This is a genomic window from Ruegeria profundi (assembly GCF_049800715.1).
In the GTDB taxonomy this organism is placed as follows: Bacteria; Pseudomonadota; Alphaproteobacteria; order Rhodobacterales; family Rhodobacteraceae; genus Ruegeria; species Ruegeria profundi_A.
Window position 1 is genome coordinate 422,920 of the sequence record NZ_JBNAFO010000002.1, and the last position, 17,072, is coordinate 439,991.

Annotated in this window: 18 protein-coding genes and 2 pseudogenes; 4 read left to right on the forward strand and 16 right to left on the reverse strand. The window is 54.1% G+C overall.

Annotated elements, in window-relative coordinates:
• Positions 1-419: 419 nt before the first annotated feature.
• From ACP15L_RS05960 to ACP15L_RS05970, 3 genes are read left to right on the forward strand one after another with little or no spacing between them, the layout of a single operon-like run.
• The gene (locus ACP15L_RS05960; RefSeq protein ID WP_425083486.1) at positions 420-1,091 is read left to right on the forward strand and encodes a cupin domain-containing protein; all 672 of its coding nucleotides are present in this window, start codon (positions 420-422) and stop codon (positions 1,089-1,091) included.
• Complete coding sequence (locus tag ACP15L_RS05965) at positions 1,088-2,083, forward strand: flavin monoamine oxidase family protein (protein ID WP_425083487.1); 996 nt, start codon at positions 1,088-1,090, stop codon at positions 2,081-2,083. Before ACP15L_RS05960 ends, ACP15L_RS05965 begins: the two co-directional genes overlap by 4 nt.
• On the forward strand, positions 2,080-2,589 hold the full coding sequence (locus ACP15L_RS05970; protein ID WP_425083488.1) for a TetR/AcrR family transcriptional regulator: 510 nt from the start codon (positions 2,080-2,082) through the stop codon (positions 2,587-2,589). The genes ACP15L_RS05965 and ACP15L_RS05970 overlap by 4 nt, the downstream gene beginning before the upstream one ends.
• A 136-nt stretch (positions 2,590-2,725) precedes the next feature.
• Here ACP15L_RS05970 and ACP15L_RS05975 read toward each other — a convergent pair.
• The 14 genes and pseudogenes from ACP15L_RS05975 to ACP15L_RS06040 all read right to left on the reverse strand — a co-directional run.
• Positions 2,726-3,009 (reverse strand): annotated as a pseudogene (locus ACP15L_RS05975) (DDE-type integrase/transposase/recombinase); the annotation flags it as partial.
• 52 nt (positions 3,010-3,061) lie between these two features.
• On the reverse strand, positions 3,062-3,769 hold the full coding sequence (locus tag ACP15L_RS05980; protein WP_425083489.1) for an IS6 family transposase: 708 nt from the start codon (positions 3,767-3,769) through the stop codon (positions 3,062-3,064).
• A gap of 31 nt (positions 3,770-3,800) precedes the next feature.
• Positions 3,801-4,349, reverse strand: a complete 549-nt coding sequence (locus ACP15L_RS05985; RefSeq protein WP_425083490.1) for a hypothetical protein — start codon at positions 4,347-4,349, stop codon at positions 3,801-3,803.
• 20 nt (positions 4,350-4,369) lie between these two features.
• Complete coding sequence (locus tag ACP15L_RS05990; protein ID WP_425083491.1) at positions 4,370-5,311, reverse strand: YHYH protein; 942 nt, start codon at positions 5,309-5,311, stop codon at positions 4,370-4,372.
• Between the two features lie 73 nt (positions 5,312-5,384).
• Positions 5,385-6,323: a 3-keto-5-aminohexanoate cleavage protein gene (locus tag ACP15L_RS05995; protein ID WP_425083492.1), complete on the reverse strand. Its 939-nt coding sequence runs from the start codon at positions 6,321-6,323 to the stop codon at positions 5,385-5,387.
• A 4-nt stretch (positions 6,324-6,327) separates the two neighbouring features.
• Complete coding sequence (locus ACP15L_RS06000) at positions 6,328-7,356, reverse strand: branched-chain amino acid ABC transporter permease (RefSeq protein WP_425083493.1); 1,029 nt, start codon at positions 7,354-7,356, stop codon at positions 6,328-6,330.
• Entirely contained in the window at positions 7,353-8,216 is an 864-nt protein-coding gene (locus tag ACP15L_RS06005) for a branched-chain amino acid ABC transporter permease (RefSeq protein ID WP_425083494.1), read from the reverse strand. The genes ACP15L_RS06000 and ACP15L_RS06005 overlap by 4 nt, the downstream gene beginning before the upstream one ends.
• A 1-nt stretch (position 8,217) precedes the next feature.
• A complete protein-coding gene (locus ACP15L_RS06010) occupies positions 8,218-8,925 on the reverse strand; it encodes an ABC transporter ATP-binding protein (protein ID WP_425083495.1) in 708 nt (235 codons plus the stop codon).
• Positions 8,918-9,634, reverse strand: coding sequence for an ABC transporter ATP-binding protein (locus ACP15L_RS06015; RefSeq protein WP_425083496.1), 717 nt, complete (start codon positions 9,632-9,634; stop codon positions 8,918-8,920). The genes ACP15L_RS06010 and ACP15L_RS06015 overlap by 8 nt, the downstream gene beginning before the upstream one ends.
• Positions 9,635-9,696: 62 nt before the next feature.
• On the reverse strand, positions 9,697-10,977 hold the full coding sequence (locus ACP15L_RS06020; protein WP_170681654.1) for an ABC transporter substrate-binding protein: 1,281 nt from the start codon (positions 10,975-10,977) through the stop codon (positions 9,697-9,699).
• Positions 10,978-11,020: 43 nt separating this feature from the next.
• Positions 11,021-11,944, reverse strand: coding sequence for a 3-hydroxyacyl-CoA dehydrogenase family protein (locus ACP15L_RS06025; protein WP_425083497.1), 924 nt, complete (start codon positions 11,942-11,944; stop codon positions 11,021-11,023).
• Positions 11,945-11,947: 3 nt separating this feature from the next.
• Positions 11,948-12,733, reverse strand: a complete 786-nt coding sequence (locus ACP15L_RS06030; RefSeq protein WP_425083498.1) for an SDR family NAD(P)-dependent oxidoreductase — start codon at positions 12,731-12,733, stop codon at positions 11,948-11,950.
• Between the two features lie 11 nt (positions 12,734-12,744).
• The gene (locus ACP15L_RS06035) at positions 12,745-13,089 is read right to left on the reverse strand and encodes a cupin domain-containing protein (protein WP_170681660.1); all 345 of its coding nucleotides are present in this window, start codon (positions 13,087-13,089) and stop codon (positions 12,745-12,747) included.
• Positions 13,090-13,150: 61 nt separating this feature from the next.
• Positions 13,151-13,987 carry a cyclase family protein gene (locus ACP15L_RS06040; protein WP_425083499.1) on the reverse strand — a complete coding sequence of 279 codons (837 nt, stop codon included), beginning with the start codon at positions 13,985-13,987 and terminating at the stop codon, positions 13,151-13,153.
• Positions 13,988-14,203: 216 nt separating this feature from the next.
• On the opposite strand from ACP15L_RS06040, the gene ACP15L_RS06045 reads away from it, so the two are divergent.
• The gene (locus ACP15L_RS06045; RefSeq protein ID WP_170768549.1) at positions 14,204-14,950 is read left to right on the forward strand and encodes an IclR family transcriptional regulator; all 747 of its coding nucleotides are present in this window, start codon (positions 14,204-14,206) and stop codon (positions 14,948-14,950) included.
• Between the two features lie 125 nt (positions 14,951-15,075).
• On the opposite strand, the pseudogene ACP15L_RS06050 reads toward ACP15L_RS06045, so the two are convergent.
• A pseudogene (locus tag ACP15L_RS06050) lies at positions 15,076-15,738 on the reverse strand (IS6 family transposase).
• Between the two features lie 736 nt (positions 15,739-16,474).
• Positions 16,475-16,753: a hypothetical protein gene (locus ACP15L_RS06055; protein ID WP_170642941.1), complete on the reverse strand. Its 279-nt coding sequence runs from the start codon at positions 16,751-16,753 to the stop codon at positions 16,475-16,477.
• Positions 16,754-17,072 lie beyond the last annotated feature (319 nt).

A 17,072-nucleotide genomic window follows, 5' to 3' on the forward strand; every position in this document is an offset into this window, starting at 1 on the left:
ATGGTGGCTAGAGAGGTCCGCTTGGAGGAGGCGAGTACTTAACTTCGCGAAATGTGCGGACCAACGTCCCCAGGAACTGGCGTAGTCCCAAGGTTTCAGCCGTGATCGGTGCGAATACCCGATAGGATTCTGTGAGTACCGCCCTCTTAGCCAGCGCGCTCCTTCCTAGCGGACGATATTTGTGCAAAAGGCAGCTCGTGGCGACGCAATGCGATAGCACATTCGCCTCGAAACAGTCGTTCGCCCAAATCCGTTGAACGTCTACTTTGCGGACAGACTCACCATGCGCGGCGTTTCAAACAATGCTTCACGAACGCGTGATCACTGTTGCGATAGTGAGGTCGAGAAACAACCTACCTATCAGTAGGTAAGTTGAATCATTTTGCACAGACACAGTGAAACTGGAAGGAGACCAAACCATGCGCGTGAATGCCGACTTCAATGAACGTACACTTGTACATTTTGAAGAGAACGATTGGGTTGCATCCCCGATGCCTGGAGTTGAGCGCAAGATGCTTGACCGAATTGGAGAGGAAGTAGCTCGCGCCACCACCATCGTCCGTTTTGCGCCTGGCAGCGCCTTCTCTGCTCACACGCATGACGGTGGCGAAGAATACCTTGTGCTCGACGGTATTTTTCAGGACGAGGACGGTGATTTTCCGACTGGTTCCTATGTGCGGAACCCGCCGACATCGTCTCATACACCTGCAGCACAGGACGGCGCGACAATTCTAGTAAAGCTCCACCAATTCGATGCTAGCGACCGCAATCAGGTACAGATCGACAGCGGCAAGGCAAGCTGGATTGAAGCAGCAGATGGTGTTTCCAGGTTGCCCCTTCACACAGATGTACGTGAAACTGTAGCGATGGAACACTGGGATGCAGGTACAGTGCGCTCTCTAGATGCCTCAGGCGGGCTTGAGGTCTTTGTGATTGATGGGAGCTTGAACGAAGGTGGCGATACCCTGTCCCGCTGGGATTGGCTACGCCTACCCGTCGGGGCGAGTTTCGAGGCGACCGCTGGCGCTGACGGGGCGCAAATCTGGATCAAGACCGGCCACCTTAGTCACATCGCAGAGAGCGCGACATGAAGCCAAACGCAGAGATTGTCATCGTCGGCGCAGGGTTGTCCGGCCTCGCTTTGGCGCATGCGCTGAAGCTTGAAGGGCGCTACGTGCTTTTGCTGGAGGCCCGCGACCGCGTAGGCGGTCGCATTCTCTCACAGAGCGGCTATGATCTCGGCCCTGCTTGGATTTGGCCGCACAACCACCGCATGCTGGCCCTCGTAGACAAGCTTGGGCTGCGAACATTTCCACAATACAGCGATGGACGATTGGCGTTCGAGGATGCTCAGGGCAATGTGCGTCGTGACTTCGATTTCGCCCCCATGGGTGACGCGCTTCGCGTTTCAGGCGGACTCACTCAGATAACCGACGCACTCGCCCAAAAGGTTGTTGATACGCTGTGCCTTGGCCACGAAGTTCGGCGTGTGATCGAAGAAGACGAATTCGTGACCTTGAGCGGAAACGGGTTTTCATTGCGCGCCGACTTCGTTGTTTTGGCGTTGCCCCCGCGCCTCGCTGCACAGATGGGTGTGGTCGTTCCGGATGTTCCAACATGGATGGCCGGGCACGCCAAACTCGTTGCTCTTTACGACACCCCGTTCTGGCGCGACGCGGGCCTGAATGGCGACGCAATCTCTCATCAAGGTCCGCTGGCTGAAATCCATGACGCGTCACCCATGGACGGCACCGAGGGTGCTCTGTTCGGCTTTGCCATACCCGGCACGGCCCAGCAGTCCGGGTTCGAAGCTCTCGCTGTGGCGCAACTGGTCCGCCTGTTTGGTCCCAAAGCAGCCGAGCCGCGCGGTGTAATCGTAAAGGATTGGAGTGCCGACATGGCAACCGCCACGTCTGCCGACCTCGAGCCGCTTAAATCACATCCTATATATAGTACACTAACTCCTACTCCGAGGGTGATCTTTGCAGGAACTGAAACCGCACTGTCGCATGGTGGTTTCCTCGAAGGCGCTCTTGAAGCCATGGATGCTGCGCGGAAGGAATTGTCGCGGGTGATGGTATGACATCAGAAGAGAAAATCCTTGCCGCCGCTGAGGCGCGGGTCCGCACTGGCGGCTACAACGGCTTTTCGTTCCGAGACATTGCGCGCGACGCAGGGCTGACCAGCGCAGGCGTACATCATTACTTCCCGACCAAGTCTGATTTGGTCGCTCGACTGGCCAGAAATTACACGTCCCGTTTCTTAGCCGCATTGGATGATTGCCCGTCTGACGCGCGTGTCGAACGCCTACGCGAGCTTTTCGTGGAAAGCTTGCGCCAGGACGGAAAGATGTGCCTTTGTGGACTTCTCGCAGCTGAAAGCGGAGGTCTGCCTGAACCGGTCGCGGAGGCGGCAAAAATGTTCTTTGCAGCATTGGTCGATCGACTTGTGAGCTCATTTCCGAACAGCGACAATCCGCTTTCTGACGCACTAGCGGTGCTCGCGACGCTGGAAGGCGCTGCACTACTTGCGACTGTAAAGGGTGATCCTGACATCTTCGAGAAAGCAACGTTGGCTTTGGGCTCTTAGCTGACGCTCGCCAAATCTGATTGAATAGCTGCAAACCTATTTTGGTCAAAAATATTTGTGTTTGAAAAACGGATGTATTTCGGGGTTCTGTCAGACGAATTCGAACCAGTCTCAGTTTGCCGCGGAAACCGCGAACCTATCCGGAACAAAGTTGACGCCACTTGCTAAGAGCGGCGGCGCGGGTTAGCTTGAAGGTGTCTCGACTGGCTAGCGATCTTTCCTGGTTGAAGTGGTTGTAGACAGAGGAATGGACGGAGGCGAATTTCTGTAGACTCGCATGCGTCTGAAACGCTGCATCGCGCGTCCGCGTCGTCGGAAAAGAAGGTGCGAGTTCTCGACGCGGTTGTTGAACCACCTGCCCGTCTGCTGTTTTTCGGTAGCGCCTAGTTCTCTGAGAGCAGCCCGACACGACGCGAAGCGGTGCTGTCAGACGAATTCGAACCAGTCTCAGTTTGCCGCGGAAACCGCGAACCTATCCGGAACAAAGCTGACGCCACTCGCTAAGAGCGGCGGCGCGGGTCAGCTTGAAGGTGTCTCGACTGGCTAGCGATCTTTCCTGGTTGAAGTGATTGTAGACGGAGGAATGGACGGAGGCGAATTTCTGTAGACTTCGCATGCGCCTGAAACGCTGCATCGCGCGTTCGCGTCGTCGAAACGGCAGGTGTGAATTCTCGGCGCGGTTGTTGAGCCACCTGCCCGTCTGTTGTTTTTCGAACGCGCCTATTTCTCTGAGCGCAGCCTTGTAGGAAGCGAAGCGATCTGTGATGACCTCCTTGGCGCAACCGTGCCGTTTCATCAATTTCCTGAGAAATTTTAGTGCTGCAGCCTTGTTTCGGCGCTTGGTGACAACGGCTTCCAGCACTTCACCTTCGTGATCTACTGCACGCCACAGATAATGTCGCTTGCCATTCACCTTTACGAAAACCTCGTCCACGTGCCACTTCCATTTCGAGAACGCGCGCAGCTGCTGCACACGCTTCCGTCGGATCTCAGCTGCAAACATTGGACCAAACCTGTTCCACCAATATCGGACGGTTTCGTGGCTCACGTCGATGCCTCGCTCGTGCAACAGATCTTCGACATTTCGAAGCGAGAGCGGGAAACGGATGTACAGCATCACCGCAAGGCGGATGACCTCGGGACTGGTTTTGAAGTACTTGAAAGAGGCAGGTTTGGTCATGGGCAAAAGCTACGCAACCGTCCTGCCTGCCTCAAGACAAGTTCTTCTGACAAGACCCCTGAAAGGATTGCACATCCCCAACTCGAACTGCTGGTCCAGCAAAGAGCTTTTCCGTACAATGCGGAACTAGATCCAACCCGATATAGAGCCTTATGAAGGCAAGTTGGACACTCGCGTAGCTGGTCTGAGGACGACCCGCTGTTGCCGGTGTGCGCAATCCGTGAAGAACTAAAACAGCGAACATTGCGAGAAAACCGATAAACGCGCAGGCACATAGAATGTTGATGGTTCCCATCCCCGTCAACGTGGAGATACGCCAGCCGACCAAAAGGGGGAACAAACCCAAAAGAAAAACCAACCTCGGTATCGCGATAGGTGCCAACAAAGTCAGCGTAACAGACAAGCCAAGAAAACCGATCAGAAAGTAAATCGCAGATGAACTCTTGATCGCCGAAACTGCTTCATCGCTTACTCCGAAATGCGACAAACCTAACCAGATAAGAATGGCGAGCAACGCTGCAATACCGGTGAGCACGGCAGAAGAAACACGAAGCGTCTGTATCATTCGAGGATAGGTCAAAACTGCGCCTCCAAGTCAGGTCATCTTTTGTCGAATGAGCGATCAGGTTCTCCGACTAGACAGTTCAGCACCCACGGGTAGCTTGTGGTGACATAGTATCCGTACTGGCCGTCCACAGTCATGCCATTGCACTTATCCAGATCGCCAGCCCCAGTGAACTCGTAGTCGTCGATATATGTCCCGTCCGGAGTACCACCCGGCCCGTTAGGCGGCGCAGGCCGAGGCGTAGTTTTGAGTTGGTAGCCGGAAATCGCAGGTCTTATCGTACCATCCCTGTCTTTGAATATCGTCCCGTAGATCGGAAAGCCGTCAGCGGCGAAGCCAATAGCTGGTGACGGCTTATCAAGGTCGTGATCCAAAAACAGAGCATTTGGATTGGAATGGTAGTGATACCTGCCATCGGGCTGGGCATGGGCATTGTGCAGATCTACACCAAAATACTGATCGTAGGACGGCGGATCTAGCAACCATGGATCAGTATCTCGACACCCCGCCAATACATTTCCGTTCTTGTCTGCTCGCGGGCCGCTCGGGCGATAACACCCAGCCGAAAGCAAATCGACCGGCACGCCATTCAATAAAATGGCATCATAACTCCGTTGCGACAGCGCGGTTTGGTTGCGGGCCTTCTCTGGATTTCTGGGAATCCGAAAAGTGCCAGGCAATTCGCGTACATTGTTAGCGAAGTTGGCTGTAGGCCCATTGAAATCATGGTTAGGAATGCCATTGGTCTTGAGGGTACAGTGCTGGCTTTCTGCCGAGATTTCGATTTCGGAGTTAAACCGTTGTTGGCGCGTGACGTCTTCCACCGAAGCGGAATACACTCCTGCATAATCCGCGCAGTCTCCGGACCGGTTGCTGAACAAAAGATTGGTGATGTCTTGGGTTACGTTTTGCGCATGAGCCTGCAGGGCCACAAATCCTGTCAGAAGCGCACTGATTATCAATACTTTCAATCGCATTGCTCAATCTCCTTGGGCTTTCGGAAATTCCAAAAAATGTTAATGATGAGAGTTGTTTTTGGTCATCCTACCTTCAGAAGGCGACGCGGTCTCCTCCCTTTAAGTCTAGGATTTCCCTTGCTTCATCTGGGGTCGCGACCTGAGTGCCCAGATCTTCTACAATACGTCGAATTTTAGCGACTTGCTGAGCGTTGCTTTCGGCCAACTTTCCACGTGAGATGAACAAGCTGTCTTCTAGGCCAACGCGAAGATTGCCGCCCATCTGACTTGCAGTGGTAGCAAGCGACATCTGCGCACCGCCGGCTCCGAGAACGGACCAGCGGTAGTCATCACCAAACAGGCGATCTGCTGTGCGTTTCATGAAGATCAGGTTGTCAACCTCAGGCCCGATACCACCGAGGATTCCAAAGATGAACTGAATGAAAATAGGTGCTTTGAACAACCCGATATCCACGCAGAATTTCAGGTTATACAAGTGGCCGACATCGTAGCATTCGTGTTCGAACTTGATGTCATGCGGCGCGAGCGTTTCTGCCGCCTCGCGAATATCCCGGAATGTGTTGCGAAAGATATTCTGATCGGAATTAGCGACATAGTCCTTCTCCCAATCAAACTTCCAATCGTCATCGCCATATCGGTTGGCCAATGGGTGAAACGAGAAGTTCATCGAACCCATATTCATCGAGCACATTTCGGGGCTGAAAGTCTTGGCCGGATTGATCCGGTCCTGAATGGACAATGTCAGCGATCCACCGGTCGATAGGTTCACAACAGCGTCCGTTGCCTGTTTTATACGGGGCAGGAATGGCGCGAAGTCGTCCGGATCGACCGATGGCGACCCGTTCTCAGGGTTGCGGGCATGGACGTGTAGGATCGACGCTCCGGCCTCGGCGGCCTCGATCGCCTGCCGTGCGATGTCGTCGTAAGTGTACGGCAGCGCATCCGACATGGTTGGTGTGTGGATCGCTCCTGTTACAGCACATGTAATGATGGTCTTTTTCTGACGGGCCATAGGTTCAGTTTTCCTTGGATTGTCCGGTGTGCTTTACGCGATAGCCTAGCGGGAAAAGTTGCAGATCATAGCGGCTACGGATCACGCCCCAGATGCCTTTTGGCGCCTTGAGCATGACGACAATTGCGACCACGCCGAGAACGATCAGGTAAGTTGTTCCTAGGTCGGCCAGCGTTTCGCGCAGCGCAAAGAAGACGAGTGTGCCGATGATTGGTCCTTCGATGGTACCGATGCCGCCGATCACGACGATGAAGATGACGAAGGCAGTCCAATCATTGACGCTGAACGCCGCATCCGGCGATATGCGCAGCTTTTGCAAGAAGATCAGCGCGCCGATCATCGCCGTGAATGCCGACGTGACGACGTACACTATGAACTTCGTTCGCCAGATATCGATGCCAAGGCTACCGGCGGCCAGTTCGTTGTCCCGAATTGCCGTCAATGCCAAACCTTGGCGCGAACGCAGGAAGAGATACACGGCGGTTACAACCAGCACGGCGGCCCCGAGTGCCAGCCAATAGCTCAGCGCCTCACGCATCGCGCGCCCGGATGCCAGTGATTTCACGATGGCAACGGGCAGCGAAGATCCTGACCCTCCGCCAAGCGCTGAGATTTGCGCGAAGCTCAGTCGAAAGACCTCTGCGATGACCCAGGTGCCAATGGCAAAATATGCGCCCCGAAGCCTGAAGATCAGAACAGCAACCGGGATCGAGATCAAAGCCCCTAGCGCTCCCGCTGCTGCAATAGCAACCAAGGGGTTCAGCCCACCCAGCATCGTAAGTGCGAAGAGCATATAGCCGCCGAAGCCCACATAGGCTTGCTGCCCAACCGAGACGAGGCCGGCGTAGCCCGCCATGAGGTTCCAAAGGGTGGCAAGTGATAGGTAGAGAAACAGCTCCCCCATCAAGCGCATGTCGGCGCGGCCTGCCCACCAGGGCGCTGCAATCAGAACAAGCAATCCGATTGCGGCCACGATCGCAGCAACGCGCGCTGCTTTTGATGACCGAGATACACTGTAGTCCTGCAAGTTCATCCGGAAACCCTCGGGAAGAGGCCGTTCGGACGAACGGCAAGAATAACAAGGAAGGCAATATGGCCGGCTAGTACTTGCCAGCCCGGATCAATCTTAGCTCCGATGGTTTGCGCGACGCCAAGAATAACGCCGCCAATGAGAGTGCCCCAAAGGTTGCCAAGCCCGCCGATAATGACAGCCTCAAAGCCAAAGATCAGGCGGCCCCCGCCAATCGAGGGATCAAAGCTTGTCCGAATGCCAAGCAGAATACCGGCGATTGCCGTCACGCCGAGGGCCAGCGCCATGGCCAAGCCAAAGATGTGTCGGCGATTGAGGCCCATGAGCTGGGCAATGTCTTGATTGTCGGACACCGCTCGAAATGCGCGACCGATAGCAGTGTGATAAAAGGTCCATTGCAGCCCCCAGATCACGGCGATTGCAATCCCAAAAGTCAGCAGCGGCAAGATCCCGAGGGTCACACCGCCTACCGCAACGCTGGCTGTTTCCAGAGCACCAGCATTCAATGTTTGCGGGTCGGCTGTGTAGACCTCCAGCAACCCGTTCTGGATGATTACACTCAGCCCGAAGGTCACAAGCAGCGGTGGAAGGATATCGTCGCCCAGGGTTTGGTTCAGTAGGCCGCGTTGAAGGGCATACCCAATCAGAGCCATAGCGGGAACGACAATCACTAATGCGGCCATCGGGTGCATCCCGGTCGCGGTCGTCACGGTCAGCCCAAGATATGCAGCCAACACAATTAGATCGCCATGGGCAATATTGACGAGCCGCATGATCCCAAAGATCAATGACAGACCTGCGGCAAACAGCGCGTATAGCCCACCCAGCAAAGTTCCCTGCACGATAGCGTTAAGCCATTCCATATTATTCGATCCCGAAATACGCGCGCGAAATGTCTTCGCGCGAAACGGTGTCAGACGCGCTTTCCAGCGAAACGCGCCCCTCCTGCAGGCAATAGACCCGGCTCGAGACCGAGAGTGCCTTGGTTATGTCCTGTTCGACGATGATCGCGCTCATGCCCTCACCGATGATGCCGGGCAAAGCCTCGTAGATGTCTTTGATAATGATCGGTGCCAATCCAAGGCTGATTTCGTCAAATAGGATTAGATCTGGATTGGCCATCAATGCGCGCCCGATGGCGACCATCTGCTGCTGACCACCCGACAGCGATGTAGAGGACTGATCTTTGCGCTCCTCAAGGATCGGAAACAGATCATAGACAGCTTTCAGATCCCAAGGGCCTGAGCGACCAACTTGAGCCCCGATCATCAGGTTTTCCTTGACTGACAACGATGGGAACAACTGGCGACCTTCTGGAACCATGGCGAGGCCAAGTACTGCAACTTGGTCTGCGCGAAGGCGGCTGATATCCTGACCACGGTAGTGAATCTGATCCCGCCCGTTCGTCAGCAACCCGGTGATTGACCGCATCAGGGTCGTCTTGCCTGCGCCGTTCGCACCAATGATGGCCAGAACTTCTCCCTCGCCGACGTCCAATTCGACATCATAGAGCGCTTGGAAATCGCCGTAGTAGGAGTTCAAACCGCGTGTCTGAAGAATTGAGTCAGGCATCGGCTTCGATCCCCAGATAGATTTCCTTTACTTCAGCGCTTTCTATAATTGCCTGTGGCTCGCCTTCCGCGATTTTTTTTCCAAAGTCGATGACGATCAGACGATCCACGACGGCCAGCAGCGCATGCACAACATGTTCGATCCAGATGATGGTGACGCCAGCGGCGTGGATGTCCTTGATGGTTTGGACCAGTGACTTGCACTCAGCTTCGGTCAAACCACCTGCAATCTCATCCAGCAACAGCAGTTTGGGCTTGGCGCAAAGCGCACGTGTTAGTTCCAGGCGTTTGCGCTCCAGCAAAGTCAGGCTACCAGCAAGAACGTTTGCCTTGGGCAGCAGTTCCGTTTGGTCCAGAACCTCCAGACAAAAGTTTTCGGCCTGGTGTCCGTGCATGCCAGCTGATTGCGTGGCGGCGATCATCGCGTTTTCGAAAACAGTCATGCCCAAAAACGGCTGCGGGACCTGAAAAGAACGCGCGATGCCTGCATGGCTGCGCTTTGCCGCGCTCCATTTGGTGACGTTTTGCCCACTGAATTCTATCACCCCGGAATTGGATTTGAGCGTCCCAGTGATCAGATTGAACATCGAGGTTTTGCCAGCGCCGTTGGGGCCTATTACCCCGAGTGCCTCGCCTTTGTGGACCTCATAGCTCATGGCATCGGCGACAGTGACTGCGCCAAATGCCTTGCTCAGGTCTTGGAGTCTCAAGATTGTCGTCATGCTTCTCTCGGATGGAGGGTTCGGCACCAAGATCGGCGCCGAATGTCTGGTCAGCCCAGCAGTTTCATATCGGCCGTGATCGGAACTTCGGGCGCGGTGCTGTTCGCAACAATCTGCAGCTCATAGGCGTCTCCGGACTTCTGCCACTGGCCTCCGACCAGCGGAGTTTTGGTGACGTTGTTCATCGGCCCATCACCCCAGTTCACCGGCCCGACAATTGTGTTCAGGTTGGTTGAGGTGATTGCCGAAATGATCGAAGACGGGTCTTCCAGATCATCCGCCCGTTTGATGACATCAGCGACGACCTCGAACAGAGCGTGTTTAAAGCCAAGGGGTTGAGTCCAGGGGCGACCGGACTCTGCGGTATAACCTTCGGCTAGGTCTTTCGAGGAAATGCCGGTGAGTGAGGACGAGAACGGATGATGCGGGGACCACCAGACCTCGGTCGACAACCCGTCACCGCGGTCTCCCAGCGATTCAATGACGGATGGGAACAGAAGCGCCTTGCCAATGGTCACGACCTTTGGGTTGAACCCTTGCTGGGCGGCCTGGCTCCAGAACGTAGCGAAATCAGGTGGGATCATGTTACCCGTGACGATTTCGCAGTCGGCAGCCTTGAACGCTGCGATCTGGTTTGAGAAGTCGTCGGACAAAGGCTGATAGCGACCGGGATCGGTCAACGTGTAGCCAGCTGCGGCGAGCGGTTTAGGCAGGCCCAGTTCCGCATCGCCCCAAGCATTACCGTCGGCATCGTTGGGGAATAGACCGCCGACGGTTTTTGTGACACCCGTTTTATCCCACATATCAAGGAACGCCGCGATCACGTCTTCCAAACCCCAGAAGAAGTGATAGGTCGTTTCAAAACCCTCACCCGGAACACCATTGCGGCCAAAGAAATAGGGCTGCCAAGGGCAATCAGTCGTGATGCAGGGAACTTCGTTGATCTCTGCCTGATCCGCAACAGGGTTCACCGTGTCCGGCGTTGAAGCCGCTACGATGATATCGACCTCATCGCCCAAGATCAGGTCAGCGGCGACCTCGGCTGCGCGGTTGGGGTTGGACTGGCTGTCTTTTGAGATGATCTCGACGTTCCAAGTCTTTCCGTTATTGTCCAACCCGGCCGAAAAGACCTGCTGAATGGCTTGAAGCACATATTCATCAGCCTCGGCGAAACCAGCCAGTGGACCGGTACGCGGGCTGACATTGCCAATCCTTAGCGTCGGGTTTGCCGCATAAGCACGCGTTGCCCGGAGGATGGCCGGAGCAGCGATTGCCGCCGTAGCCCCGGCAATAAAACCGCGCCTTGTGGCCGTCTTAAAAGTCTTTGTCATTGCGTCCTCCCTTCACCGGCCTCCCGCCAGTGTTTGATTGATCTTACAAAGTCTTCTCGAGATTTTTCAGATGTTTCGCGACACGTTGGCGAACCTGATCTGCTTCGCCCTCGGCCCATTTCCTGAAACCTTCGCCTGATTTCATGCCCAGCTTGCCCGCATCGACAAGCGACTTGAGGTAGGATGAAGGGCCTTTATGCGCCTCAAGATCGTGTAGTACGTTTTCGTGGATATCGAGTGTCAGGTCAGTACCAACCAAATCTGCGTTTTCCAACGGGCCAAGGACCGCCAATCGCCGCCCAAAGCTGGACTTGATCACGGTATCAACGGCTTCCGCATCGCAAATACCGTTTTCCACCAGACTGACCGCTTCGCGCCACAGCGCATGCTGAAGGCGATTGCCGATAAAACCGGGCACGTCCTTCTCGACCATCACCGGAGTTTTTCCTGCGTCCTTCAGCAGATCGAACATGGTTTGAGCGATCTTGGGATCTGTCCATTCTGTCTTGATAACTTCAACTAACGGGATCATATGCGGCGGGTTCCACCAATGCGTCCCCAACGAGCGGTTTTTCAGCCGCAAACCGGACATGATCTGAGTAATCGGCATGACCGAGGTATTTGATGCGAGTATGCAAGTTTCTGGTGCATGCGTCTCGATCTCGGCAAAGATCGCTTGCTTGAGCGCCAACTTTTCCGGCGCCGCTTCAAAAACAGCATCGGCATTTTGAACCGCACCTTGCGTCGTCCCAAAAATCTCAATCATCTTGAGAGTTTTTGTGATTGTGACCTCGTCGTTCCCCATCGCGGCCATGCTCGCGCGGATGCGGTCAGGCACGGTGGCTCGTGCCTCTTCAACGGGATCTGTGATGGCGACATATTGACCTGCTCTTGCCAAGGTCAGTGCGATACCGTGCCCCATAAGACCCGCGCCAATTACCGCTATCTGCTGTTTCTTGTGCACCATTCTTTAACCCGCCGTATACCCGCCGTCAGCATGCAGAATATGCCCGGTGTAAAAATCAGACGCCCGCGACGCGAGAAACAGGAGAGGGCCGGCAAGGTCTTCAGGTTCACCCAGTCGTCCTTTGGGAACACGGGTCAGGAAACCGTCGCGCACTGCCTTCGCTTCGTCGGTGTCTTCGAACATCCAAGCCGTCAAAGGCGAACGAAATACAGTCGGCGCAATCGCGTTGACAGTAACTCCTGTTGGACCCAGCTCACATCCCAACGCTTTGGTTATCCCGTTCACTGCAGCCTTTGACGCACAATACGCTGTGTAACCGGCAGGGTGTCCAAGGGTGCTGCGCGCGGAACTGACGAATATGATCTTGCCATATTCGCTTTGCTTCATGTGCGCTGCCGCTGCGCGTGCCAACAGCCAGCTTTGGTTCACATTGGCGTCCATCACTGCGTCGAAGGTCTCTGGCGCCATTTCGTTGATCGGCGCAACTTTGTTCATACCGGACGCGACAACGAGAATATCGAGCCTACCAAAATTATTGACTGCTTCTTCTACCAGCGCACTGCAGGATGCCTCGTCGGACGGGCGCGTATTCACCGCAACGACGATCGCACCAAGCGACTTGCACTCTTTGGCGATCTCGTTGAGCGCGTCCTGATTGCCCGCAGCCAGAACCAGATTGCACCCAGCTCCGGCCAAGACGCGCGCTGCGACCGTGCCAAACGCGCCGGATGCTCCGGTGATCAGTGCGACGTTGTCTTTTACGTCAAACATCTTGAGTGGATCAGACATTCTTTTCGTCCTCAGCTTTCTGGCGGATACGGAATGACCACCAGCATTTTGCAGGTGTGGTTGGCGCGGTTTTCAATTTTGCGCACTTCGCCCGGTACGATCGTGCAACTATCCATCGGCCCAAGAATGGTTTCTGTGCCGTCAACGATGACGGTCATCTCACCCTCCAAGACGACGTAGACTTTCTCAAAAGGTGTGGAGTCCGGCCCGGCACCACCACCCGGTAGGAACTGGCTGAAGCCAATCCACTGATTTGTCGGCCCGCCTTCCTCAAACCCTTGCAAGCGAAGCCCATGACACCCAAAATGGTTCGGTGCTTCGTAGGGTTGGGCGTCTTGAAAGCGCTTCAGATGCATGTCCGTCTCCGCTCAAGGTTATTGGCGGCCGCCGGCGAACCGGCGACCGGTCCGTGAGTGTTCAGAATTCTTCGCCAGCTTCGATGCGGTAGGACTGGTTCTTGTCGATCATCGCAACCAGTCGGATGATGCAGCCGTCGCCTCGGTCCCAATTCCATGGGAAGAAGGCGAATGTGCAGCGCTTGCCCGTCACCGCATCCAGATCCCCACCGACATTTTCAATACCGAGAATACCTTTGGAGAACAGCATGTTGTGCACTGGTTCCCACTCGGGGAAATCAACCTCCCACGGTGTCCCCCCTGACCATTCAAGATATTCTTTTTCAAGGTGTGGCAAAATTGGACCGTTACGCTGCGGGCCAATGGCCGTTGCCAGAGGGTGATCGTTTGCCTGGGTGTCGTGGCCAACGACTTTCACACCTTTTTCGATCATCCACTCGGCAGCGGAAGGAACAAGCCCCGGGCAATAAGCAAAGTAGTCACCGTCTTCGTACTGCTTATGCCAACCAGTGTTGATGATCAGAACGTCGCCCGTGCGGATTGCGTGCCCGCAAGCCTTCTCCAGATCATCTCCTGTGATTTGCTCCCACTTCTTCTTGGGAACCGAGACGACCAATCCCGAACCGAAGAAATGCGGCAGCGGAACTTCGTCGATGAACGGCGTTCCCTGAACGACATGCGCTGGAGCATCGATGTGCGTTGTCACATGCATCGTTGTGGTAATCGTCTGAGACAACACGCCGGACTTGGCCATATAGTGCTTTCGGTCGATTTGGACGTCTTTGAAATAGGGCCAGTTCGGGCACTGGAACCCGTATCTGTGGCTAAGGTTGTAAAACTCGAGCCCCATGTCATTGTCGGTGTTTGACTGAAACTCAATGCCGCGGATTTCGACCATTGGGCATATCTCCTTTGTTCGCCGGCAACGCGGCGGTGTTCGCTTTTCAGTTGTCTGGGTGGCCTCCCCACCTGTCCCGTATGATGATGCACGCGCACCGCATTACGGTCAACTTAAAACTCACTATACGGTTGACTTGCACCGCATTGTGATACAACACTAAAAAATCGCCAGGCATCCAAAGCTACGATGCCAAGACAGAATGGGGTAGGTTAAATGTCTGAAAAACCGGATAAAGGTGGCATTCAGGTCATTTCCAGAGCAGCCTCTATTTTGCGTGTTCTAAAAGAAAACCAATCCGGAATGAGCTTGGGGAAAATCGCCGAGCGTGTTGACCTGCCCCGCTCTACGGTACAGAGAATCACAAGTGCACTTGCTGAAGAAAAACTTGTCATAGCAGATGCAAATGGAGGTGGCTTGAGGCTCGGCCCCGAACTAAGCGCTCTCGCGGGTGCCGCGCAGTACAGCATCGTCGAACACTGCCGGCTGCTTTTGACAGAACTGACCCAAAAGACCGGGGAAACCACAGACCTCGCCGTCATGCGCGGTATCGGCATGGTTTTCTTAGATCAGGTCCCAGGTGTCTATCGGTTGACGACCGTTTCGCAAGTGGGCGAGGTTTTTCCACTGACCACCACTGCAAATGGGAAAGCTTGTCTCGCTCAACTCGATGAAGAAGATGCGACAAAGCTCATTCAAAACGAATGGGAACGGAATGGTATACAAAGGAATTTGGATGAGTTCCTTTCCGAACTGAATACGGTCCGCGAACAGGGCCTTGCCTATGATTTGGACGAGCATTCCGCCGGCGTGTCGGCGATCGGGTTTTCTTTCGTCGACTGGGTCGGAGACCTGCACGCGATCTCAATTCCAGTGCCAACGACGCGATTTGCGCGACAAAAAGAAAGCATCGAAAGAGCTCTGCTGGAAACATCCTCAAGTATTCATCAAACCTTCCATTGAATACATGAAAACGACTGTGGCTCGATTTAGGCTCGGGACGGGTCAAGCTTTTGTGTCTGCAATAGACGCGAAGGTGCTGTCAGATGAATTCGAACCAGTCTTTGTTTGCCGCGTAAATTGCGTACCTATTCGGAACAAAGTTGACGCCACTCGGCAAGAGCGGCGTTGCGTGTTAGCTTGAATGTATCTCTGCGGGTCAGCGATTTTTCCTGTTTGAAGTGGTTGTATACTGAGGAATGGACGGCGGCAAACTTCTGCAAACTTCGCATCTGTTTGAAACGTTGCATCGCGCGTCCGAGTCGTCGGAAAGGAAGGTGTGAATTCTCGACTCCGTTGTTGAGCCACCTACCCGTCCTTTGTTTTTCGGTAGCGCAAAGCTCTCTGAGAGCGGCCTTGTACGATGCGAGGCGATCCGTGACGACGGTTTTCGCTTTACCGTGTCATTTCATCTACTTCTTGAGGAATTTCAGTACTGCAGCATTGTTTCGGCGTTTGGTAACAACGGCTTCCAATACATCGCCTTCGTGATAAACAGCCCGCGAGAGGTAGTGTCTCTTGCCACTCAACTTCACGAAAAGCTAGTCCACGTACCACTTCCATTTGGAGAATGCGCGCAGTTGCTGAACCCGTTTTCTTCGGATCTCAGCTGCCAACATTGGACCAAACCTGTTCCACCAATACCGGACAGTTTCGTGACTCACTTCGATGCCTCTCTCGTGCAGCAGATCTTCCACATTCCGAAGCGAGAGCGGGAAACGGATGTACAGCATCACAACAAGGCGAATGATTTAGGGGCTGGCTTTGAAGTACTTGAAGGAGGCAGGTTTGGTCATTGCTAAATGCTACGCAACGGCCCTGCCCCGTTCAACCCAAGTTCTTCTGACAAGACCCCCTCGTTCACGCTGGATGTCCACTTTGTGGACGACACTATCATTTGCGCGGCGGGGCCCATAGTTTACTATGCAATCCTAAACTCAATCTCTTCTAACGAGTGCCATTCAAACAAATGATGGCCTCTTGGCGACGCCACTCACTCCACGTCACCAAGAGGCGAGCCAGACATATCTGGCGAATGCGTGAGCAACAGAGGTAATACAAATTTGCCACGCATTCGAATACTTGAATCCAAGATGCAACAATTCAAGTATTTTTACGCGCGGGAAGAATATTTTTGTCGCGCGGACTATGCTTGCGTGAGTATTAGATCTCGCAGTCCTGCTTTTGAAGGCAGGGGCGAACTATGCAGGTAGTTGGTTACCAATCGGGTCAACACTGTCGTGAAGCAGTGGCCACACCAATCTGGTTAACTTCGCTTGCCCGAATACGCATTCCAGATAGTCTGGGCAGTCCCATGCCAGACTATGGCCCGCGCTGTCTGTCATCCCAGATCACGACAGCGCGGGTATTTGGATCACCACTACATTCTGCCCTGCCTTTAAAGTATTTGAATGAGGCAGGTCTGGTCATGGGCAAAAGCTACGCAACAACCCTACCCCGCTCAATCAAAGTTCTTCTGACAAGACCCTAAATCTCGCTATAGCCGAGCCTCGAAAGGGCACTAGCGACAGCAGGTTCTGTCGGATTCAAACTTCCTTCGCGCGCCCATTTTTTGATGCATATTTCCGTTTCTCTGGGCTTAACAAATTCACTATCTTTAGCCAAAATTACTAAGGCAGCCTCACGAGGTGTAAGTCCCATCGCCTCACAGACTCCCATTGCGTAGAGTTGGTCATCTCTTTCACTTACTACCGAAGATACCTTCATGGCCGAGAGCGCCATATCTACACCGATTTCATAAACCATTGTTACTAAAACACCCTTTTAACCCAGTGATATGAAGTACAATGGACTTGGTGCTCGAAGCTTTGGTAAGGATTACGCGAACATTATTTATTCTTAATCAGTAGGCACTCTGAGATGGAACAACTATTGGATCGTTTCGTCTGCGGTTCTCGAAACAGCGTTTTGCGATGCATTCAATAACTTTCCTTGCCGCATTGGAAACAAACACGTTTGCATTTACACGCTGAAGTCTTACAACAACACTTCCTTGTAGTACTTCGCGTCCACCCGTTTCCACTCGAGTAAAAGATCGTCGCAATCGGCAAAGTACCAACCCTCT